Consider the following 22735-nt stretch of genomic DNA (forward strand, 5'->3'; position numbering starts at 1 on the left):
ATCGGACGCAGCAGCATCTGCATCCGATTTTCAACGCATTACGGCATGAATAAATAGATATTTTGACCTTTACGCAAAATACTCAGCGCGATCAGGTCGGGTTTGCTTTCGAGGATTTTGCGGAATGCCGCCAGATTCTCGAGAGGCTCACGGTTTACGCCGATAATGACATCGTCTTTCTCAAGGCCGATCTGATCCGCTGGCGTGCCTTTTTTCACGTCATCGACATGAACGCCTTTGGTGTTCTTATCGGCCGGGTCACTCAACGTGACGCCCTGAAGTGCCGGATTGAGTTTCTCAATGCTGACTTCCACCGCCGGGCTTTTATCCAGCGTGACGCTGACGGTCATTGGTTTGCCGTCGCGCAATAAACCGATTTGCATAGTGACGCCTGGCCCCGCGGTCCCGACTTTCGCCCGCAATTCAGCGAAACTGCTCAGGGTTTTGCCTTGCAGCGTCACCAGAACGTCACCGGATTTAATGCCCGCTTTCGCCGCAGCCGAATCAGGCAGAACTTCGTTGACGAAAGCCCCGCGCTGGCTGTCCAGCTTAAATGCCTGAGCCAGTTCTGGTGTCATTTCGCTGCCACGAATCCCCAGCAGACCGCGCTTCACTTCGCCGAATTCGATCAACTGATGACTGAGATTTTTGGCCATGTTAACCGGAATGGCAAAACCGATGCCGACGCTGCCGCCCTGCGAGGAAATAATGGCGGTGTTAATACCAATCAGTTCACCTTTCAGGTCAAGCAATGCGCCGCCGGAGTTACCGCGGTTAATCGAAGCATCTGTCTGGATAAAGTTTTCCAGCCCTTCAAGATTCAGGCCGCTGCGACCCAGCGCCGAAACAATGCCGGATGTGACGGTCTGGCCGAGGCCAAACGGGTTACCCACGGCAATCGCAAAATCGCCGACGCGAAGGTTATCGGAATCGGCCATCGTAATTTGGGTCAGATTTTTGGCATCAATCAGCTGGATCACGGCAATATCCGACTGATCGTCTTTGCCGATAAGTTTGGCTTTGTATTCGCGACCGTCGTTAAGCTGAACGCTGATTTTATCGGCGTTATTCACCACATGGTTGTTGGTAAGCACGTAGCCTTTTGCCGCATCAATAATGACGCCAGAACCCAGCCCTTCGAAAGGCTGCGGCCCGGTATTCGGCTCAGGATCTTGCTGACCGAAGAAGAATTTATATTCCGGAGGAACGTCCGCACTTGGCGGCTGCGTGCCGGAAACCTGAACGCCAACCACAGCGGGCAGCACTTTTTCAAGCACCGGAGCCAGGCTGGGCAGGGGCTGTCCCTGAACTTCCGTAGGTAAAGCAGCACTCGCCATAGGCGCAGAAGCGAAAGTTAATCCAAGGCTAACAGCTAACACACTGAGCAAAAATGACTTTTTCTTCATCAGGATAACTCTCTCGCTTTCTGTAATGGACGTCAGTTAGGAACAATAGAACAGTGATTCACAGCACGGGAAGGATCAGGTCAGAAGAACGGCACATGCATGAAACATGCGCCGTTATAAGCACCGGTGCCGTGGATCGCACCGGTTAATGACGTCTGTTATTTACGAACCGGACGCTCGCCGCGCAGCAGACCTGATGCGCCGTCAGAATAATCGCGTGGCATCTGAACCGGAACCTGATCGTTATCGGCTTCAGACCCTGTCAGACGGTAGTTGAACGGATTATCGTGCTCAGGCATATCCGGCAGAAGGTTGTTAGAACTTTTTGCCATATGCTGATAAAGCTGACGGTAATCAGTCGCCATGTTATCAAGCAACTCGGCGCTGCGGGCAAAGTGGCCCACCAGTTCCTGACGATACTCATCGAGTTCTGCCTTGCTTTTCTCCAGCTCGTTTTTCATGACTTGTTGATCACGTAATTTACGATTACCAAAGCGCATCGCCACCGCACCAATCGCGATACCGACCACTAATCCAATGAGTGCATACTCCCAGGTCATAATGACTCCTATTTTGACTTCGTTGTCCCGCAGGGCTTTTTCACGTAACTTTTATGACTTAACTTTTTTTGACAATGGTTTTAACGTAATTGTCACACGAATTCGTCATGCAATAGCTCCACTATAACCGTTAACCTTGTCAGAGTGGAATCCTGCCGGGAAAATCACTGCCACCTGTCGTTTTTTTCATACACAGACAGCAGGGAAATGCGGCGAACCCACGGCAAAAAAGCAGCTAAACAACGTGAAAAACGTAAATTTTTTTTCTCAGGGACGTTAACTACGATGCAACCCAAATCACCCCTTACCCTTTATCAGAGTGCAGTTGATGCCGGTGAGTTCCAGCCGGATGCCGTTCAGAAGCAGGCCGTAGCGCAGCTGGATGTTATTTATCAGGCGCTTTCTGCTCTGCCAGCGTCGGCGCCTGCCACGGCAGCACGCGGTGGCTTGCTGGGGCGTTTGTTCGGCAAAGCGCCGGTAAAAACAGCCCAACGCCCGGTTCAGGGCCTTTATATGTGGGGCGGTGTCGGGCGCGGTAAAACCTGGCTGATGGATTTGTTTTTCCACAGTCTGCCCGGCGAACGCAAACTGCGCCTGCACTTCCACCGCTTTATGCTGCGTGTGCATGAAGAACTGACGCAGCTTCAGGGGCAGGAAGATCCGCTGGAAGTGATCGCGGATAAATTCAAAGCCGAAACTGATGTCCTGTGTTTCGATGAGTTTTTTGTCTCGGATATTACCGACGCGATGCTGCTGGCGACGCTGTTGCAGGCCTTATTTGCACGCGGTATCACGCTGATTGCGACGTCTAACATTCCGCCTGATCAGCTGTACCGAAACGGGTTGCAGCGCGCGCGTTTCCTGCCCGCCATCGATCTGATTAAAGAATACTGTGACGTGCTGAATGTGGATGCGGGCATTGATTATCGTTTGCGCACATTAACGCAGGCGAATTTGTGGCTGTCTCCGGCGGGCCCGGAAGCGACGGTGGCGATGCAAAGCATGCTGGGGAAACTGACCGGCAACCACAACGGAGATTCTGGTGCTGAACCGGTCATGCTGGAAGTGAATCACCGGCCGTTGCAGGCGCTCGCGGCGGTAGACGGCGTTTTGGCGGTAGAATTTCATACCTTGTGTGAAGAGGCGCGCAGCCAGCTTGACTATATTGCGCTGTCGAAAATCTATCACAGCGTATTGCTGCATAACGTTCCGGTGATGGCTGCTGACAGCGAGAATGCGGCGCGGCGTTTTCTGGCACTGGTTGATGAGTTCTATGAACGTCATGTGAAACTGGTGATTTCAGCGGCGGTGCCGATGTTTGAGATTTATCAGGGCGAACGGCTGAAGTTTGAATACCAGCGCTGTTTGTCACGCCTTCAGGAGATGCAAAGCGAGGAATATCTCAAACGTCCGCATCTGCCCTGATTATGGATTGGTTATTATTTGCCCGATTCGTGATATAAAAGCGTCTGCCGGTTATGCAAAGTGAACCCTCCGGGCGACGTGAGGGAAATCTTTCTTTTTGTCGAAAAAGGGTTCGATCTTTGCAGAGGACTTCTCTATAATCTTGCGACCCCACGTTACTACAAAGTTTTTTTCCCGAAACTTTATAAGTGCCAGCATTGGCTATTCGAAGGGGTAGGTTTGCTGGACGATGGTCGTGTGAACCTCAAATACTTATTTTATAAACAAGTAAGCGTTCGGGTGTTCGCCAACGTGTAACTTTAATTGGGTAAGCTTTTAATGAAAACTTTTACAGCTAAACCGGAAACCGTACAACGTGACTGGTTCGTAGTTGACGCTACCGGCAAGACCTTAGGTCGCCTGGCCACTGAACTGGCCCGCCGTCTGCGTGGCAAACATAAAGCGGAATACACTCCGCACGTTGATACTGGTGATTACATCATCGTTCTGAACGCAGAAAAAGTTGCTGTAACCGGCAACAAGCGTAACGACAAGATTTATTACCATCACACCGGCCACATCGGTGGTATCAAGCAAGCGACCTTTGAAGAGATGATCGCTCGCCGTCCTGAACGCGTGATCGAGCTCGCGGTTAAAGGCATGTTGCCAAAGGGCCCGTTGGGTCGTGCAATGTACCGTAAAATGAAAGTTTACGCGGGTAACGAGCACACTCATGCGGCGCAACAACCGCAAGTTCTTGACATTTAATTCGGGATTATAGGCAATGGCTGAAAATCAATACTACGGCACTGGTCGCCGCAAAAGCTCCGCCGCTCGTGTTTTCATCAAACCGGGTAGTGGTAACATCGTAATTAACCAGCGTAGCCTGGAACAGTACTTTGGTCGTGAAACTGCCCGCATGGTAGTTCGTCAACCACTGGAACTGGTCGACATGGTTGAGAAATTCGACCTGTACATCACCGTTAAAGGTGGTGGTATCTCCGGTCAAGCTGGTGCTATCCGTCACGGTATCACCCGTGCACTGATGGAATATGACGAAAATCTGCGTGGCGAACTGCGTAAAGCAGGCTTCGTAACTCGCGATGCTCGTCAGGTTGAACGTAAGAAAGTCGGTCTGCGTAAAGCACGTCGTCGTCCTCAGTTCTCCAAACGTTAATTTTCTGCTGCTTATGCAGCTCAGTGCTTCGGCACGAAAATCAGCGTCAAAAACCCGGTGTTTCACCGGGTTTTTTTATGCCCACTATTCCGATTTTTCGGAAGAAAAGATCTCCTGACACACAATTCACCATGAAATCGTCTCAGCGTCCCCCACAGCGTGCGTAAAATCTGGTAAACTATCACACACTTTTGTGCCTGTTCGCCGAGCAGTTGACGTTGCCGCGCTTCCTGGCTGGGTTCGCCTTGCCAATGGTTGTCTATGAAACTACGGGACAAAAACTGCAGGCTGGCGATAACTCGCTGTAATATTCTAGATAAACTTGGAGGTTTTCATGGCTGTCGCTGCCAACAAACGTTCGGTAATGACGCTGTTTTCCGGCCCGACCGACATTTTTAGCCATCAAGTACGTATCGTACTGGCGGAAAAAGGTGTCAGTGTCGAGATCGAGCAGGTTGAGATGGATCACCTGCCGCAGGATCTTATTGACCTCAACCCTTATCGCACCGTGCCAACGCTGGTCGATCGTGAGCTGACGCTGTTCGAATCCCGCATCATCATGGAATATCTTGATGAGCGTTTCCCGCATCCACCACTGATGCCGGTTTATCCGGTTGCCCGTGGCGAGAGCCGTCTGATGATGCACCGCATCGAAAACGACTGGTATTCTCTGATGCGTCAAATCGAGCAAGGTTCTGCGACCGAAGCGGATGCTGCGCGTAAACAACTTCGCGAAGAGTTGCTGGCGATTGCGCCAATCTTCTCCTACATGCCTTACTTCAAAAGCGAAGAGTTCAGCCTGGTCGATTGCTACCTGGCTCCGTTGCTGTGGCGTTTGCCAGAACTGGGCATCGAGCTGTCAGGTGCCGGTTCTAAAGAGCTGAAAGGTTATATGACTCGCGTCTTTGAGCGTGATGCATTCCTGGCTTCCCTGACCGAACCCGAGCGCGAAATGCGTTTGCATACCCGAGGTTAAGGTATGGAGATGACCGACATGTCTCCGCGTCGCCCTTATCTGTTGCGGGCTTTTTATGACTGGTTGCTTGACAACCAGTTAACCCCGCATCTGGTGGTTGACGTGACGATGCCTGGCGTGATGGTGCCGATGGAGTTTGCGCGTGACGGACAAATTGTTCTGAACGTTGCGCCGCGCGCTGTCGGCAATCTCGAACTGGGCAACGACGATGTACGCTTCAATGCACGTTTTGGTGGCGTACCGCGTAACGTTTTTGTACCGATAGCCGCCGTTCTGGCAATTTATGCCCGTGAGAACGGAGCCGGTACCATGTTCGAGCCTGAACCTGCTTATGAAGCCGAAGGCGCCTTTGCTGGCGATCTGAGTGTGGAAGAGCCGACAGAGCCGACCATGTCAGTCATTGACGGCGATTTGCCAGATGTGGCTGAAGAAGATCCGGATGATGAGCCGCCGGCTCCGCCACGTGGTGGTCGCCCGGCCCTACGCGTTGTGAAATAACACCGCGCTTCTGATGTCGTCCAGCCAAAACCCTGCGTTGTTACGCGGGGTTTTTTATTGCCTGAATTCGGCGACGGGTATCACCGTATCCCATAAAAAAGGCCGCTTTCGCGGCCTTCGTGAAGGGCAAAATGAAATTACACTTCGAGGTAGTTCATGATGCCTTCTGCGGCCTTGCGGCCTTCAGCAATCGCCGTTACCACCAGATCAGAACCGCGAACGGCATCGCCACCGGCGAAGATTTTCGGGTTGCTGGTCTGGAAAGCGTTGTCGCTGCCTTCCGGAGCCACAATGCGTCCGGATGAATCGAGTTCTACGTCGTGCGACGCCAGCCATTCCATTTTGTGAGGGCGGAAACCAAACGCCATCACCACGGCATCGGCTTCCATAACATGCTCTGAACCGGCCACGATTTCCGCACGGCGGCGGCCAGCAGCATCTGGCGCACCGAGTTCAGTACGAGCCATCCGCACACCACACACACGGCCAGAATCGTTCAGTTCAATGCTCAGCGGTTGCAGGTTGAATTTGAAATCAACGCCTTCTTCGCGCGCATTCTTCACTTCGCGACGTGAACCCGGCATGTTCTCTTCATCACGACGGTACGCACAAGTGACGTGCGTTGCGCCCTGACGGATTGAAGTACGCACACAGTCCATCGCGGTGTCACCACCGCCCAGCACCACGACGCGTTTCTTATCCATCGTGACGTAAGGCTCTTCCTGACAGTCGTCGTAGCCCATCAGCTGTTTGGTGTTAGCGATGAGGAAAGGCAGGGCGTCGTAAACACCCGGTGCATCTTCATTCTGCAGGCCACCGCGCATGGACTGATAAGTCCCAACGCCGAGGAAGACAGAATCATATTCTGCCAGCAAGGCTTCCATCGTGATGTCCTTGCCGACTTCCGTATTGAGCTGGAACTCAATACCCATCTCGGTGAAGATTTCACGACGCTTGGTCATCACTGATTTTTCCAGCTTGAAGGCTGGAATACCGAATGTCAGCAAACCGCCGATTTCCGGATGACGATCGTAAACCACCGCTTTCACGCCGTTACGGGTCAGCACATCAGCACAGGCCAGACCTGCCGGACCTGCACCGATAATCGCCACACGTTTGCCGGTTGGCTGCACGTGAGACATATCCGGACGCCAGCCCATTTCGATCGCTTTATCGTTGATGTAGCGCTCGATGTTACCAATGGTCACCGCACCGAATTCATCATTCAGGGTGCAGGAACCTTCGCACAGTCGGTCCTGCGGGCAGACACGCCCGCAAACTTCCGGCAGGCTGTTGGTCTGGTGCGCGAGGTCGGCGGCTTCCATGATGCGACCTTCGTTTGCCAGCTTCAGCCAGTTCGGAATGTAGTTATGTACAGGACATTTCCATTCACAGTAAGGGTTACCACAAGACAGGCAGCGGTCTGCCTGCGATGCGGCCTGAGTTGCTGAGAACGGCTCGTAAATTTCCACAAACTCAATTTTACGGATCTTCAGCGCTTTTTTCGGCGGATCAACACGCTGTAAGTCGACAAATTGATAAACGTTTTGACTCATCTTAACCTCTTACTGCGCTTGTACCCGCAGCTCAGCTGCGGAACGACTACGGTGACCCAACAATGCTTTGACATCACTGGACTTCGGTTTTACCAGGGCAAATTTAGGCGCCCATTCCGGCCAGTTCGCCAAAATCTCTTCACCACGGGTCGATGCGGTCAACTGTACGTGTTCGATGATCAAACCGCGCAGATGCTCTTCATGGATAGCCAGATCGGCCACTTCCAGGACTTCAACCAGTTCCGGGTTAACGCGTTTGCGGAATTCGCCGTCTTCATCAAGAACGTAAGCGAAGCCACCGGTCATGCCAGCCCCGAAGTTGACGCCGGTACGGCCCAGCACACATACAATGCCGCCGGTCATATATTCACAACCGTTATCGCCAATGCCTTCGACTACGGTGATAGCACCGGAGTTACGCACGGCGAAACGCTCGCCTGCACGGCCAGCCGCGAACATCTTGCCGCCGGTTGCGCCGTAAAGGCAGGTGTTACCGATGATGCTGGCTTCATGGCTGCGGAACGCTGAACCGATTGGCGGACGAATAGCAATACGGCCACCGGCCATGCCTTTGCCCACGTAGTCGTTCGCGTCGCCGGTCAGCATTAAATCGACGCCGCCCGCGTTCCAGACGCCGAAGCTCTGACCTGCGGTGCCGTTGAAGTTAATACGCACCGGATCTGCCGCCATACCCTGATCGCCATGCTTTTCAGCAATCGCACCGGACAATGTGGCACCAACTGAACGGTCAGTGTTGCGGATATCGAAATAGAACGCTTTGCTCTGCTTAGAATCGATATGTGGCGCAGCCTGTTCCAGAATGTCTTTGTTCAGCTGGCCTTTGTCGAACGCCGGGTTGCCTTCGGTGCAGTACACCGCTTTGCCTTCGTGCGGCGTCGCTGTTGCCAGCATCGCGGACAGATCCAGATTGTTTTGTTTTGCTGTGAAGCCATCGAGTTCGGTGAGCAGATCGGTACGACCAATCAGATCCACCAACTGGCTGACACCCAGTTCTGCCATGATTTCACGGGTTTCCTGCGTGATGAACCTGAAGTAGTTCGTCACACGCTCTGGCAGGCCGTGATAATGGTTACGACGCAGTTTGTCATCCTGAGTTGCCACACCCGTTGCGCAGTTATTCAGGTGGCAAATACGTAGGTATTTACAACCCAGCGCCACCATCGGGCCGGTACCGAAACCGAAGCTTTCAGCGCCAAGGATTGCCGCTTTGATGATGTCCAGACCGGTTTTCAGGCCGCCATCCACTTGTAAACGAATCTTGTGACGCAGGCCGTTAGCCACTAACGCCTGTTGTGTTTCCACCAGACCCAGTTCCCACGGACAGCCCGCGTATTTGACCGAAGACAGCGGGCTAGCGCCGGTGCCGCCGTCGTAACCTGCGATGGTGATCAGATCTGCATATGCTTTTGCCACGCCGACCGCGATGGTGCCCACGCCCGGTTCTGAAACCAGTTTTACCGAAATCATTGCTTTCGGGTTGACCTGTTTCAGGTCGAAGATCAGCTGTGCCAGATCTTCGATGGAATAAATATCGTGGTGCGGCGGTGGAGAAATCAGGGTCACGCCCGGCACGGAATAACGCAGCTTCGCGATGTACGGCGTCACTTTATCACCCGGCAACTGGCCGCCTTCGCCTGGTTTTGCACCCTGCGCCACTTTGATCTGAATAACGTCTGCATTCACCAGATAGGCTGGCGTTACACCGAAACGACCCGATGCGACCTGTTTGATGCGTGACACTTTATTGGTGCCGTAACGCGCAGGATCTTCGCCGCCTTCGCCGGAGTTAGAACGTCCGCCGATGCTGTTCATCGCTTCGGCCAGAGACTCATGCGCTTCAGGGCTTAACGCACCGATAGACATTGCCGCGGTATCAAAGCGGGTAAACAGACCTTCGGCCGGTTCTACCTGATCAACCGGAATCGGCTGGCCTTTCGGCGTGACTTTCAGTAAGTCGCGCAAGGTTGCTACCGGACGTTCGTTGACCAGTTTTGCATAGACTTTATAGTCGTCGTAATCGCCGCTGTTCACTGCGGTTTGCAGCGTGGTGACGACGTCAGGGTTGTATGCGTGATATTCGCCGCCGTGGACAAATTTCAGCAGACCGCCCTGATCCAATGTTTTGCGTTTCAGCCAGGCGCGTTTGGACAGGTTCAGCAGATCCTGTTCAAAGTCGCTGTAACCGGCACCGCCGATACGGCTGACCACGCCGTTGAAGCAGGTGTTGCACAAATCTTTCGCCAGGCCGACGGCTTCAAACAGTTTCGAACAACGGTAAGAGGCGACGGTGGAAATGCCCATTTTGGACATGATTTTGTACAGACCTTTGTTGATGCCGTTACGGTAGTTCAGCATCACTTCACGGTATTTTTTCTCGATGACCTGCGAATCCACCAGCTTGGCCAGCGTTTCGTAGGCCAGATATGGATAAACCGCGGTCGCACCGAAGCCGATCAGCACAGCAAAGTGGTGCGGGTCGCGTGCGCTGGCGGTTTCAACAATGATGTTGGCGTCGCAGCGCAGGCTTTTTTCCACCAGACGCAACTGCAACGCGCCGACGGCCATTGGTGCAGGCAGCGGTAAGCGGTTTGGTGCGATGTTGCGGTCAGACAGCACCAGCAGAACCGCGCCGTTACGCACTTTCTGTTCGCCTTCGTCACAGAGTTTCTGAACGAACTGCTCCATATTCTGCTCGGTCGGATCGTAAGTCAGATCCAACGTTTCCGCGCGATAGTGTTTGCTGTCGAGCGTGGTGAGCTGTTTGAAATCAGACCACAGCAGGATTGGCGATTTGAAGCTCAGACGGTGCGCCTGACCTTCTGCTTCGCAAAATACGTTCATCTCGCGGCCAATGCTGGTCGCCAGAGACATCACGTGCGCTTCACGCAGCGGGTCGATTGGCGGGTTGGTCACCTGCGCAAACTGCTGGCGGAAGTAGTCATACACGATGCGCGGACGGCTGGAGAGCACGGCAAATGGCGTGTCGTCGCCCATTGAACCGACGGCTTCCTGACCGTTCTCACCCAACACGCGGATGATCTGATCGAGTTCTTCGCTGCTGTAGCCAAACTGTTTCTGGAAGGTTTCCAGCGTGCTGTCATCGAGTTCGCGGCTGCCGACCTGATCTTCCGGCAGGTCTTCGAACGGCACCAGGCGCTGAACGTTTTTCTCCATCCATTGCTTATAAGGATGGCGGCCTTTCAGGTCGTTATCGGTTTCAGCTGAGTGGTGGATCTTGCCGCTGCGGGTGTCGATCACCATCAGCTCGCCTGGCCCGACGCGGCCTTTTTCGACCACTTCGTCCGGCTGGTAATCCCAGATCCCTACCTCAGAGGCACAGGTGATGAGCTTATCTTTGGTGATGACATAACGCGCCGGACGCAGACCGTTACGGTCGAGGTTACAGGCGGCATAACGGCCATCTGACATCACGATACCGGCCGGACCGTCCCACGGCTCCATGTGCATGGAGTTAAAGTCGAAGAATGCGCGTAAATCGTCGTCCATATCCGGGTTTTGCTGCCAGGCTGGCGGAACCAGCAAACGCATGGCGCGCAGCAAATCCATACCGCCTGCCAGGAACAGTTCCAGCATGTTATCGAGCGAGCTGGAGTCCGAGCCGGTTTCATTCACGAACGGTGAGGCATCTTGCAGATCGGGGATCAGCGGCGTTTTGAATTTATACGCACGGGCGCGGGCCCACTGGCGGTTACCGGTGATGGTGTTGATTTCGCCGTTGTGCGCCAGATAGCGGAAAGGCTGAGCCAGTTGCCAGCGCGGTACGGTGTTGGTCGAGAAACGCTGGTGGAACAGGCAAATTGCTGATTCCAGGCGCAGGTCGGCCAGATCTAAGTAGAAGCGTGGCAGATCCGCAGGCATACACAGGCCTTTGTAGATCGTGACCACGTTGGAGAAACTGCACACATAGAAGTCTTTATCCTGAATGCGTTTCTCAATACGGCGGCGCGCCATATACAGACGGCGTTCCATGTCACGCGGACGCCAGCCGGCGGGCGCGTTAACAAAAATTTGTTCGATGCGGGGCAGGGAGGAAAGCGCGATTTCACCGAGTACGTCCGGGTTAGTCGGAACGTCACGCCAGCCCACCACGGACAGCGTCTCGTTTTGCAACTCTTCTTCAACAATGCGACGGCTCGCCTCAGCTTCTTTTTCATCTTTGCTGAGGAACAGCATGCCGACGGCATAGTTTTTCGCCAGGCGCCAGCCGCGCTCTTCGGCAATCATGCGGAAGAAGCGGTCAGGTTTTTGTAAATGCAGGCCGCAACCGTCGCCGGTCTTGCCGTCAGCAAGGATCGCGCCACGGTGTTGCATACGGGCCAGTGCGTGGATCGCGGTACGCACGACCTTATGGCTAGGTTCGCCTTCTATATGGGCGATCAGGCCGAAACCACAGTTGTCCCTCTCTTGGGATTTATCGTACAACATAACGTGAACCTCCCCAGGCTCTGCGAGACTCTCACACCAACCGCGAGCGGACTTATTCACAGAGCGGACCCGCAATTTCGCGCACTCTTGCGGTGCGTTAATTGCCCGGGCATCTCCGTCAAAGGCCTCTCGTGATGGTTCTCACAAGTGGTGGTTGACTTGTTTTAATGAGGGAGTCTTCAATTACTGCATAAATATGACGAGTTGCTCACCCGTCGAGATTGCTTCCAGCGGACTCCCAACTTAGCGAGAAAGCACAAGGAGGTCAAATGGCGAATTAACTTATATTAAAAGTGATATAAAGACATTTAATTATTTGAAATATATATGATTTATGGTGTTTTTAATGGCGTAATGTCGGTGGGGTAATGCGTGTAAAGTGTGAGCTGACTCACTATGGGAAAAGCTTCATATCTCCGAACCGTGCTGGCAGGTCCGTAATTCCCAGTATTTTATACTGGAAAACACTGCGGGCATGCGGTTTGTCACTGTTTTTAACCTGACAGTAATAATGTACTAATCGGCTCTTCGTAATAAGAATTATTTATACTGGCGTGAATGATTTTATTTGCAGTAATAATGAATATTTATGCCTGCGCGGAGTGCGCCGACTGAGAATGAATTCGGAGAGAATAAGGAAAAGATGTTTGCTGCGCGGCAGTTGGCAAAGCCTGTGACGAAATTAAGCCGGCCGATATTAATAATATCACGGCGTAAATTAGTCAATAACTCTGCCCTTATTTCCTGCATTGCACCATGGCAAGCCCCCGCAAGGTGCATCTCACAAACTTCATGCTCAATCTTGCCTGCAGACTCACCACGGCGAGGTTTTGCGGTATGATTCAGGCGACTTCGTTTTAAGGGAACCGTTATGAAGCAAATCCGGGTTTTAGCGCAGTATTATGTCGATCTGATGGTCAAGCTGGGGCTGGTGAGATTCTCTCTGCTGCTGGCGTCTGCGCTGGTGGTGCTGGCGATGATTGTCCAGATGGCGGTGACCATGCTCCTGCGCGGGCAGGTTGAAAGTATCGACGTCGTTCGCTCCATCTTCTTTGGTTTGCTGATTACGCCCTGGGCGGTGTATTTCCTGTCGGTGGTCGTTGAGCAGCTTGAGGAATCACGCCAGCGTTTAGCGCGTCTGGTGGATAAGCTCGAAGAAATGCGCCACCGCGATCTCGAACTGAACCAGCAGCTTAAGGACAACATTACGCAGCTGAATCAGGAAATCGCCGACCGCGTGAAAGCCGAAGAGGCGCGTCTGGCAGTGGTGGACAAGCTGAAGCTTGAAATGCATCACCGCGAACAGGCGCAAATTGAACTGAGCCAGCAATCGGCGCTGTTACGCTCATTCCTCGATGCTTCCCCGGACCTGGTTTACTACCGCAATGAAGATAAGGAATTTTCGGGCTGTAACCGTGCGATGGAATTGCTGACCGGCAAAAGCGAAAAACAGCTGATTGGCCTCACGCCGAATGATGTGTATACCCCGGACATTGCCGAAAAAGTGGTGGAAACCGATGAGAAAGTCTTCCGCCACAACGTTTCCCTGACTTACGAACAATGGCTGGTCTATCCGGACGGGCGTAAAGCCTGCTTCGAGCTGCGCAAAGTGCCGTTCTACGATCGCATTGGCAAACGGCATGGGCTGATGGGCTTTGGCCGCGATATAACCGAGCGTAAGCGTTATCAGGACGCGTTAGAGAACGCCAGCAGGGAAAAGACCACTTTCATCTCTACGATCAGCCACGAGCTGCGTACGCCGCTTAACGGCATCGTCGGGTTGAGCCGCATTCTGCTGGACACCGAACTCGACAAAGAACAGCACAGTTATCTGAAAACCATTCACGTCAGCGCAATCACGCTCGGGAATATCTTCAACGACATTATCGAAATGGACAAAATCGAGCGTCGCAAAGTGCAGCTCGACAATCAGCCGGTGGATTTCACCGAGTTCCTGTCCGATCTCGAAAACCTCTCCGGCCTTCTGGCACAACCGAAAGGTCTGAAATTCGTCATGGATCCGGATTTACCGCTGCCGCGCAGTATTACGACGGACGGCACGCGTTTACGCCAGATCCTGTGGAACCTGATTGGTAACGCCGTCAAATTCACCCGCGAAGGGGAGATTGTGCTGAGCGTCCATTACGAAGCCAACGACATGCTGCGTTTCGTTGTCCGCGATTCCGGCATGGGCATCCCGCAGGACGAGCAGGACAAAATTTTCGCCATGTACTATCAGGTGAAAGATCAGAACGGCGGCAAACCGGCGACAGGAACCGGTATCGGGCTGGCCGTTTCAAAACGTCTGGCGCAAACCATGGGCGGCGATATCACCGTCAGCAGCGAACCGGGCAAGGGTTCCTGCTTCACGCTGACAGTGCGCGCGCCAAAGCTCGATGCGCCGGTCGCCGAAGTGGATGAAGAAGAGGATATGCCGCTGCCCGCGCTGCACGTGCTGCTGGTGGAAGATATCGAGCTGAACGTGATTGTGGCGCGTTCGGTGCTGGAGAAACTCGGGAACAGCGTGGAAGTGGCGATGAACGGTCACGACGCGCTGGAGATGTTCGATCCTGACGAATTTGACCTCGTCCTGCTCGATATCCAGCTGCCGGACATGACCGGGCTGGATATCGCCCGCAAACTGCGTACCGATTACGCAGGCAAGCATCTGCCGCCGCTGATTGCGCTGACCGCCAACGTTCTCAAAGATAAGAAAGAGTATCTCGATGCCGGAATGGACGATGTGCTGAGTAAGCCGCTGTCCGTCTCTGCGCTAACCGGCATGATCCAGCAGTTCTGGGATCACCAGCCTGAAGTTTCAGTAATGGAAAAGGAACCTGTCGAAATGAAAAACAGCGAAACGTTGCTTGATACCGCCATGCTTGAACAGTACATCGATTTGGTTGGGCCGAAACTGATTTATCAGAGCGCAGATATGTTCGAAAAGATGATGCCGGGCTATCTCGCGGTGCTGGATTCCAACATGACCGCGCGCGACCAAAAAGGGATTGCGGAAGAAGGCCACAAAATCAAAGGAGCGGCGGGTTCCGTAGGGCTTAAGCACCTGCAACAACTGGCGCAACAAATTCAGACGCCGACGTTGCCTGCGTGGTGGGATAACGTTCAGGAATGGATTGATGAGCTGAAAGCAGAATGGCGTCATGACATACAGGTGTTACGTGACTGGACGGCAAACGCTGAAAAAAAATAACCCCAGCCGAAGCCGGGGTGCGCGAATACTGCGCCAACACCAGGGAAAGAGGTAACCCACGATAGTTATAAGGGTTCGGTTTTCGCAGGTCTTGGAATTCAGTCTTAAAGTCTAATACATCCTGTAGCAATCAACATAACAAATATAAGCAGGACTGTTACAACATTCATTAAAAACTGTGATGTAGATTAGTCTTTGTCTATACAAAACATCAAGTCTTTATCGCAGGATTTTTGACAGAATACAAATGAAGCCTGTTGATGTTGTACCGGTGTCATGCAATTTTGCTTATGGAAGTGAACAATGTCATGCCATTTTGCTGCTTGTTTCGCCGTTAATTTAACCTGAAAATCGGCGTTGGAATGGCTGAATTCACTGACAAGTACTTGTTATTCATCATTTATGCGATTATTGCGTTGTCTTCAGTATTTTGATTTCGATCCATTTTTAAAAATTGTGATGAGTGAAAAAATTTCACTTAGGATGATCAGGTTTTTATCGGGTTAAGTCGCCAGTCTGCAGGCAGTTTTCTGCCATTTTTTACTGTGCGATTTGACTTAGTCAGCACCACGGTATACCGGAAAATGGTGAAAATTCGTTCACTTTTGGCATTTTCATTTATTAGCATTGTTAATGTTTATTTATTGAGTTTATTCACAAGTAATTTACATGCTGTCTTTAAATACCCGATGAATGAAAAACTGGAAATGCCGACGACTATGACGGAACCCCTTGATGCCAGTGATCAAAACGCAATTTTGAAATGGAGTTTTTAAGGATGAGTTATGCTTTTTCGCACAATTGTTAGCAGGATTGTGGAGCATTTCGCTAGCCCGCATTATCGGGTCTCCGTTGGGATTGATTAGATGGTCAGATGTGTTGTGGAAACCGCAGAATGAAGAAATTTGCTGGAAAGGGCATTTGGGGAAAACCGGTATTATGGCTGAAACGTGCCGTAATACTGTTGTTTGGCTTATGGGTTGCGGGCATCGTACTTTTTGCTTTTTTACCCGTTCCTTTTTCTGCCGTGATGGTCGAACGTCAGGTTTCCGCCTGGCTCACCGGTGATTTCGGGTATGTGGCGCATTCCGACTGGGTGCCTATGAGCGAAATTTCTGCGCCAATGGCGCTGGCGGTAATGGCTGCAGAAGATCAAAAATTCCCCGAGCATTGGGGCTTTGATGTGGATGCCATCCAGTCAGTTCTGGATAAAGACGGCGGAAAAATGCGCGGAGCATCTACGCTTTCCCAGCAGACGGCTAAAAATCTCTTTCTGTGGGATGGCCGCAGTTGGATGAGAAAAGGGCTGGAAGCGGGTCTGACCGTGGGGATTGAAACGGTCTGGACGAAACGCCGGATCCTGACGGTTTACCTGAACATTGTTGAGTTTGGCGACGGTGTGTTTGGCGTCGAGCAGGCCTCACAGCATTTCTTCCATAAACCCGCCAGCCGCCTGACGGCTTCGCAGGCCGCATTGCTGGCCGCCGTATTGCCGAATCCTCACCTGTTTAAAGTCAACGCACCGTCGGCCTACGTGCTGCGTCGTCAGCAGTGGATCCTGAGGCAAATGAGCCAGCTCGGTGGGGAATCTTTCCTGCAAGAGCATAAACTGCATTAATTCATGCGGTTTCAGGGCGTAAAAAAGGACAGCCTGAGCTGTCCTTTTTGCGTTAACCGACTGAATTATTTAACGTAAGTAAACGCTGTCGTCACGTGTTTCACGCCACTGACACCGGCAGCAATCCCCGCCGCGGATTTACCTTCTTCCTGCGTAACCAGGCCGAGCAGGAACACTTCGCCATTCTCGGTCGTCACTTTGACGTTGGAAGATTTAACGGAATCGCTGGTCAGCAACTGAGAGCGAACTTTCGTGGTGATCCACGTATCCACAGAGGCGGTGCCCATGCTGACTGGTTTGCCGGTGCGGATCTCGTTATACACTTCCGTTGCGCCTTCTACGCCCATCGCAATTTGTTTCGCACGGGAGGCCATATCAGCGGACGGCGCCTGACCGGTTAACAGGACTTTACCCTGATACGCGGTGGCGACAATGCGGGCTTCATCTTTCAGTTGTTTATCTTTGCTTATCGCGTTGGAAACACGGGCTTCCAGCGTGCTGTCATCAACCTGAGTGCCCACAGTGCGCGGGTCAGTGGTGGTTTTAGTTGCGACACCGGCTGCACCAACAACCGCAGCCGCAACACAGCCTTGTAACAGAAGGGCGCTTAACAATACAGCTAAGAGAGGGCTCGCCTTCATTGGATCTCCTTAATCGTCCTGGTGTGGGAACAGCGTATTATCTATCAGGTCACAGAGGCAGTTTACTGTGAGCATATGCATTTCCTGAATGCGGGCGCTGCGATGGGAGGGGATCCGGATCTCAACATCATGAGGCCCCAGTAAACCCGCCAGTTCGCCGCCGTCATAACCCGTCAATGCGACAATCGTCATATCGCGGGTGACCGCTGCTTCAACGGCTTTGACAATATCACGGCTGTTGCCGCGGGTAGAAATCGCCAGCAAAACATCGCCAGCCTGACCTAAAGCACGCACCTGTTTGGCATAGATTTCTTCGTGCAGCCGGTCATTAGCAATCGCTGTCAGAACAATATTGTCTGCACATAGTGAGATTGCAGGAAGGCTCGGACGTTCAGTTTCAAAACGATTAATCAGACTAGCAGAAAAATGCTGCGCATTTGCCGCAGAGGTGCCGTTACCGCAACACAGGATTTTGTTGCCGTTGAGCAGCGATTGCACCAGCGTCATCGCGGCACGGGAAATCGCGTCAGGCAAGGCTTCAGCCGCTGCAATCTGGGTTTGGATACTTTCGGTAAAGCAGACTTTGATTCTATCCAGCACGGGTTTTCGTCCAGTCAGTCGTCGTAATATTTATTCCGCATTGAATGCATCGGGCAGCCATTCTAACTGGCTGCCGGTGATGGCTAAAACATCAAAACGGCAAGGTGATGTGTCAAAGCTTGCGTTGTGGCTTGCAAGCCAGAAAGATGCCGCGCGTAACAAGCGCTGTTGTTTTTGACGCGTTACGCTGGCCGCAGCGCCGCCAAAATTTGCATTGCGCCGGTAGCGAACTTCAACAAACACCCAGGTTTGTTGGTCACGCATGATCAGGTCAATTTCACCTGCACGACAGGCCACATTGGCCGCCACAAAGGTTAATCCGGCTCTTTCAAGATAGCGTCGCGCGTAAGCTTCATATTCGGCTCCGCACGACCGCGTTTTTGACAAAAAATTTATCATCAGTACGTCCTTGTACTTATTTCGTACGGAGAATTCCGGTTTCTCTGCGCAAGTTAACTGCGTTTCTTATGAAGAAACCGGAACCAGCGAGCCCTGACGGTATTGCAGCCACGGCAGTTTGCGATGAATCACGCAGTTTTCATTGGCACTTAAATCACCGGTACTGCCGGAGACCTGGAAGCCAGGCAGCGTCCGCATTTGTGAGAAGTGATTTGCCAGACTCCAGGCATCAATCCCCATGGCGTACAGACGAACCAGCGAGTAATCGTTGCCGAATTTCGCCGCGGCCTGCTGCATCAGCGCAGGGTTAGAACCCGCCAGTAATGGAATGTCGCTAAATTCCACGCCTTCCATTTCCAGACGATAGTCCGGGCCCGCTCCCGCCTGATAGCTGCGTGAACTTGCGTAGACGGATGGATGAGAGCGGCCACTAACCGCCAGATCCAGCATCGGTTTAATCAGCGTGAGTTCGCTCTGAGTCGCTACGACGTAAACGGAATCCACCGCACCGCCGGTGCTGCCTTGCGTAATCTGCGCATCGGTTGGCGGAGCCGGAATGGTAATACCGCCAATCGTGACACCCTGCGCTTGCGCGGGAACTGCACTGTCGCTTGCGGTAACCGGCGCACCGGTCAGGCGTATGCCGCTGCCAATAGATGAACGTAATTCACCGGCAGAGCCCAGCCCTTGTTTCAGGACAGTTTGCCCGCCCAGTTTCTGCCATTCATTGGCAAATGCCTGCGCAATACGGTCACCGAAGGCACCGCGTGGAACCAGTAACAACGGCGAACGTTTCTGTTCTGCCCACATGTGACGGGCGGCATCCTGTGCTTCGTCTTCCGGCGAGAGCGCAAAGTAACAGATATTCGGACTGTTTTTCTCAGTTTCTGGCTGATTGAGCGCTAAAACATTCAGAGGCGTCTGGGCGTTACCCAGCTCATTCACCTGATCTTTCAGCAACGGCCCGACCACCAGTGTGGCGCCGTCCTGTTGTGCCTGCGTCAGTAACGCTGCCAGAGGCTGACCGTTGGTGTCATAAACTTTTACCTGCGCATTGCTGCTGGCAACCGGCGCAACGTCAGGCGTTGGTGCAGGCTGGGCTGGTGCGGTTTGTGGCTGCGCAGTGGTATCCGGGGCGGACGTGCTGACCGCAGCATTCGGATCAACCGGCGTTGTCTGCGCTTGTGCGTTAGGATCGGCTGCCGTTGCCGGTTGTGGCGCGGCCTGACTGACCTGGCCGTTCATCGCCGCATTGAAGCCCTGCTGAATAGCATTGCCGTAAACCTGTGCAGGCCCGCTCATTGGCAGGAACAGCGCAATTTTACCGGTAGACGCAGGCTGGAAAGTCAGCACATTATTCAGCTGTGTCGGCAGGGTTTTGGCCGCCGGATTGACCGGATAACGGCGCTGCCAGTCTTTGATACCGGCTTTCAGTAAATCAGGATCTTGCTTGTTGCTCTGCCAGACACTCAGCAAATCCAGCCAGCCTTGCAGGGTATTTTCATCCGCGTTAATCACGATGCTGTTAACGTCCTGCGCAGACATTTGTGTCAGCGCGGTCCAGGTTTCATCAATGTTCGTCTGATGAAGCTGGCCCTGCAACAGCGGTTCCTGCGCGATGTAAGCACGGATCAGGCCAAGGCTGGTACGGCCCTGGCTGGCATCAATTTGCGCCTGGTAATAACGGGCTTTCTGGTCATTGTTCAGTTTGGCCGGGTCGACCTGGCTCAGAGTGGTTGCCGCTGCCGGGTAATTCTTCTGGGCCACCTGAACTTCTGCACTGGTCAGCTGCTGTTCAACAGTTTGTGCTGCGGTCAGATTTTGCGGCACTTTGGCGAGTTGTTCGGCGGCCTGAGGCACTTTGCCTTCACGTATCAGGGCACGGACTGCAAGCAATTGCCAGTCAGCCTTGTTATCATCACCGCTTTGTTGTGCCTGCTGCAGATAATAATCAGAGCTGCCGGACGCTGCACCCTGGACACTTTCAGTCGGTGCCTGCGGCGCCTGACCGGAACAGCTGGCGAGAAGCATAGCCACGATGATGGCAGGGAGTAAACGTCCCGAACGGGTACGAAAAGTCATTGAGGAAGGCATTCAGTTTCCAGTGATGTTTTTTCAAGATGCTCAATATTAAATCGGCAATCCGGATGAAACAATGAATCAAGACGATCAAGCAGATATTTCTGCCTCAACGCTGTATATCGTACCGACGCCAATTGGCAATTTAGGGGATATTACCCAACGCGCGCTGGCCGTACTCAACAGTGTAGATTTGATTGCCGCAGAAGACACCCGCCATACCGGATTGCTGCTGCAACACTTCGCGATCAGCGCCAAAATGTTCCCGCTGCATGACCACAACGAACAGCAAAAAGCCGAGCATTTGCTGGCGAAATTGCAGGAAGGCCAGACTATCGCGCTGGTTTCTGATGCCGGTACACCGCTGATTAACGATCCGGGTTATCACCTCGTGCGCCGCTGTCGTGAAGCGGGCATCCGTGTCGTGCCTTTGCCGGGGGCATGTGCTGCCATTACCGCGTTGTGCGCCGCCGGTTTGCCCTCCGACCGTTTCTGTTACGAGGGGTTTCTGCCTGCTAAAACCAAATCCCGTAAAGACACTTTGCTGGCGCTGATCGAAGAACCGCGCACGCTGATCTTCTATGAATCCACGCATCGTCTGATCGATAGTTTGCAGGATATGGTCGAAGTTTGGGGGCCGCAGCGTTATGTGGTGCTGGCGCGTGAACTGACCAAAACCTGGGAAAACATTCACGGCGCGCCGGTTGGCGAACTGCTGGCATGGGTGCAGGAAGTGGAAACCCGCCGTCGCGGCGAAATGGTGCTGATTGTGGAAGGCCATAAAGTCGATGTGGAGGCGTTGCCCGCTGAGGCCCTGCGTACGCTGGCGCTGCTGCAAAAAGAGTTACCGTTGAAAAAGGCCGCCGCGCTGGCCGCAGAAATCCATGGCGTGAAGAAGAATGCGTTGTATAAATACGCGCTTGATGAGCAAGAGGGTGACAAATAGGGCGTAATACCCTATTATCCGCCGCGGAGTTGACCAGACAGTCGCCGCTTCACTGCCGTCCCTTTCGGGGGAGACAGGTGGAGGGGAGGAAAGTCCGGGCTCCATAGGGCAGGGTGCCAGGTAACGCCTGGGAAGCGCGAGCTTACGACAAGTGCAACAGAGAGCAAACCGCCGATGGCCCACGTAAGTGGGATCAGGTAAGGGTGAAAGGGTGCGGTAAGAGCGCACCGCGCGGCTGGCAACAGTTCGTGGCAAGGTAAACTCCACCCGGAGCAAGGCCAAATAGGGGTTCACATGGTACGGCCCGTACTGAACCCGGGTAGGCTGCTTGAGCCAGTGAGCGATTGCTGGCCTAGACGAATGACTGTCCACGACAGAACCCGGCTTAACGGTCAACTCCCTCGTCAAAAGAAAGCCCGCGTAGTTAAACTACGCGGGCTTTCGCCTTTCTGCTATCCGCAAAATCCGTTATCCGCGAATGTTAAACCGGCATGTCGATCAGCAAAGCGCGTAACGGCGTGCTGGCAGAAACAGTCAGGCTGTTTTCCTGATGAATAAACGCCCCGTCTCCGCAGGCCAGTTTTTGCGATTCGTGGCTGACTGACCCTTGTGCATCTATCTGCCCGTGAATCGATTGCAGATACGCCCGCGGGCCACGAACTGGCAGGGAAATCTGTTCACCCGGTTTTAAATCCAGATGATGTATCCAGACATTTTGCCGCAATTGCAGGCTGCCGTTTTTGCCGTCCGGTGATGCCAGCAGGAAATGTTTCGCATCCGGCAGCGTCATTTTCTGGGTTAACGGATTTTCATGTTCGGGGCAGGCGTCCAGCCATAACTGCATGCGCGTCAGCGGCTGGTTCGCGCGGGTATTCAGTTCGCTGTAACTGACGTTTGCCTGCGTGGAAAGCAGCGCCGCTTCACCGGCTTCGACCCGCACGCTGTTACCTTCGCTGTCGCGGTATTCCGCCGAGCCCTGTAAAACCAGATTCAGCACATCAACCCGCGGATAAGTCCGTGGCTGGAAGCTGGCACCCGGCGCCAGCACTTCCTGATTCAGGACGCGCAGCGACGCATAGCCCATCAGCTTCGGATCAAAGTAATGTCCAAAGGAGAAAGTGTAACGTGCCTGCAGCCAACCAAAGTCAGCGGTGCCGCACTCTTTTGCCGTTCTGCTGGTGATCATGGCGGTCGCCT

The 22735-nt window shown here is 53.2% G+C and carries 17 protein-coding genes and 1 other RNA gene; 9 read left to right on the forward strand and 9 right to left on the reverse strand.

Annotation, left to right across the window (positions count from 1 at the left end):
• Positions 1-38: 38 nt before the first annotated feature.
• Both degQ and zapG read right to left on the reverse strand, forming a co-directional pair.
• Positions 39-1406: a serine endoprotease DegQ gene (gene degQ / locus GW579_RS19990; protein ID WP_165061351.1), complete on the reverse strand. Its 1368-nt coding sequence runs from the start codon at positions 1404-1406 to the stop codon at positions 39-41.
• Between the two features lie 158 nt (positions 1407-1564).
• Positions 1565-1966 (reverse strand): Z-ring associated protein ZapG, encoded by a 402-nt coding sequence (zapG, locus tag GW579_RS19995; protein ID WP_165061354.1) that lies wholly within the window; start codon positions 1964-1966, stop codon positions 1565-1567.
• Positions 1967-2251: 285 nt separating this feature from the next.
• Here zapG and zapE point away from each other — a divergent pair, with 285 nt between their 5' ends.
• The 5 genes from zapE to sspB all read left to right on the forward strand — a co-directional run bounded on the left by zapE (position 2252) and on the right by sspB (position 6021).
• Entirely contained in the window at positions 2252-3391 is a 1140-nt protein-coding gene (zapE, locus tag GW579_RS20000) for a cell division protein ZapE (RefSeq protein WP_165061357.1), read from the forward strand.
• A 318-nt stretch (positions 3392-3709) separates the two neighbouring features.
• Positions 3710-4138 carry a 50S ribosomal protein L13 gene (gene rplM / locus GW579_RS20010; protein WP_013577239.1) on the forward strand — a complete coding sequence of 143 codons (429 nt, stop codon included), beginning with the start codon at positions 3710-3712 and terminating at the stop codon, positions 4136-4138.
• 16 nt (positions 4139-4154) lie between these two features.
• A complete protein-coding gene (gene rpsI / locus GW579_RS20015; RefSeq protein ID WP_013577238.1) occupies positions 4155-4547 on the forward strand; it encodes a 30S ribosomal protein S9 in 393 nt (130 codons plus the stop codon).
• Between the two features lie 334 nt (positions 4548-4881).
• Positions 4882-5523: a stringent starvation protein SspA gene (gene sspA / locus GW579_RS20020; protein WP_104924272.1), complete on the forward strand. Its 642-nt coding sequence runs from the start codon at positions 4882-4884 to the stop codon at positions 5521-5523.
• Between the two features lie 3 nt (positions 5524-5526).
• A complete protein-coding gene (sspB, locus tag GW579_RS20025; RefSeq protein WP_152327323.1) occupies positions 5527-6021 on the forward strand; it encodes a ClpXP protease specificity-enhancing factor in 495 nt (164 codons plus the stop codon).
• A gap of 137 nt (positions 6022-6158) precedes the next feature.
• On the opposite strand, the gene GW579_RS20030 is transcribed toward sspB, so the two are convergent.
• Both GW579_RS20030 and gltB read right to left on the reverse strand, forming a co-directional pair.
• Positions 6159-7577 carry a glutamate synthase small subunit gene (locus tag GW579_RS20030; protein ID WP_165061360.1) on the reverse strand — a complete coding sequence of 473 codons (1419 nt, stop codon included), beginning with the start codon at positions 7575-7577 and terminating at the stop codon, positions 6159-6161.
• A 9-nt stretch (positions 7578-7586) separates the two neighbouring features.
• Positions 7587-12044 carry a glutamate synthase large subunit gene (gene gltB, locus GW579_RS20035; RefSeq protein ID WP_152327321.1) on the reverse strand — a complete coding sequence of 1486 codons (4458 nt, stop codon included), beginning with the start codon at positions 12042-12044 and terminating at the stop codon, positions 7587-7589.
• Positions 12045-12915: 871 nt separating this feature from the next.
• Here gltB and arcB point away from each other — a divergent pair.
• Together arcB and mtgA are read left to right on the forward strand one after the other, a co-directional pair.
• Positions 12916-15255 (forward strand): aerobic respiration two-component sensor histidine kinase ArcB, encoded by a 2340-nt coding sequence (arcB, locus tag GW579_RS20040; RefSeq protein WP_165061363.1) that lies wholly within the window; start codon positions 12916-12918, stop codon positions 15253-15255.
• 895 nt (positions 15256-16150) lie between these two features.
• The gene (mtgA, locus tag GW579_RS20045; RefSeq protein WP_165061366.1) at positions 16151-16873 is read left to right on the forward strand and encodes a monofunctional biosynthetic peptidoglycan transglycosylase; all 723 of its coding nucleotides are present in this window, start codon (positions 16151-16153) and stop codon (positions 16871-16873) included.
• Positions 16874-16938: 65 nt separating this feature from the next.
• Here mtgA and dolP read toward each other — a convergent pair whose 3' ends face one another.
• From dolP to GW579_RS20065, 4 genes are all read right to left on the reverse strand, one after another.
• Positions 16939-17514, reverse strand: coding sequence for a division/outer membrane stress-associated lipid-binding lipoprotein (gene dolP, locus GW579_RS20050; protein WP_152327318.1), 576 nt, complete (start codon positions 17512-17514; stop codon positions 16939-16941).
• Positions 17515-17523: 9 nt separating this feature from the next.
• Positions 17524-18114 carry a DnaA initiator-associating protein DiaA gene (gene diaA, locus GW579_RS20055; protein ID WP_013577230.1) on the reverse strand — a complete coding sequence of 197 codons (591 nt, stop codon included), beginning with the start codon at positions 18112-18114 and terminating at the stop codon, positions 17524-17526.
• 30 nt (positions 18115-18144) lie between these two features.
• Positions 18145-18513 carry a YraN family protein gene (locus GW579_RS20060; RefSeq protein ID WP_152327317.1) on the reverse strand — a complete coding sequence of 123 codons (369 nt, stop codon included), beginning with the start codon at positions 18511-18513 and terminating at the stop codon, positions 18145-18147.
• A gap of 66 nt (positions 18514-18579) precedes the next feature.
• Positions 18580-20607, reverse strand: a complete 2028-nt coding sequence (locus GW579_RS20065) for a penicillin-binding protein activator (RefSeq protein ID WP_165061369.1) — start codon at positions 20605-20607, stop codon at positions 18580-18582.
• A 61-nt stretch (positions 20608-20668) separates the two neighbouring features.
• On the opposite strand from GW579_RS20065, the gene rsmI reads away from it, so the two are divergent.
• Positions 20669-21538: a 16S rRNA (cytidine(1402)-2'-O)-methyltransferase gene (gene rsmI / locus GW579_RS20070; RefSeq protein ID WP_152327315.1), complete on the forward strand. Its 870-nt coding sequence runs from the start codon at positions 20669-20671 to the stop codon at positions 21536-21538.
• Positions 21539-21563: 25 nt separating this feature from the next.
• An RNA gene (gene rnpB, locus GW579_RS20075) (RNase P RNA component class A) lies at positions 21564-21942 on the forward strand.
• Between the two features lie 77 nt (positions 21943-22019).
• Here rnpB and GW579_RS20080 read toward each other — a convergent pair.
• Positions 22020-22724: a pirin family protein gene (locus tag GW579_RS20080; protein WP_152327314.1), complete on the reverse strand. Its 705-nt coding sequence runs from the start codon at positions 22722-22724 to the stop codon at positions 22020-22022.
• Positions 22725-22735 lie beyond the last annotated feature (11 nt).

This window comes from Rahnella contaminans (assembly GCF_011065485.1).
Lineage (GTDB): Bacteria > Pseudomonadota > Gammaproteobacteria > Enterobacterales > Enterobacteriaceae > Rahnella > Rahnella contaminans.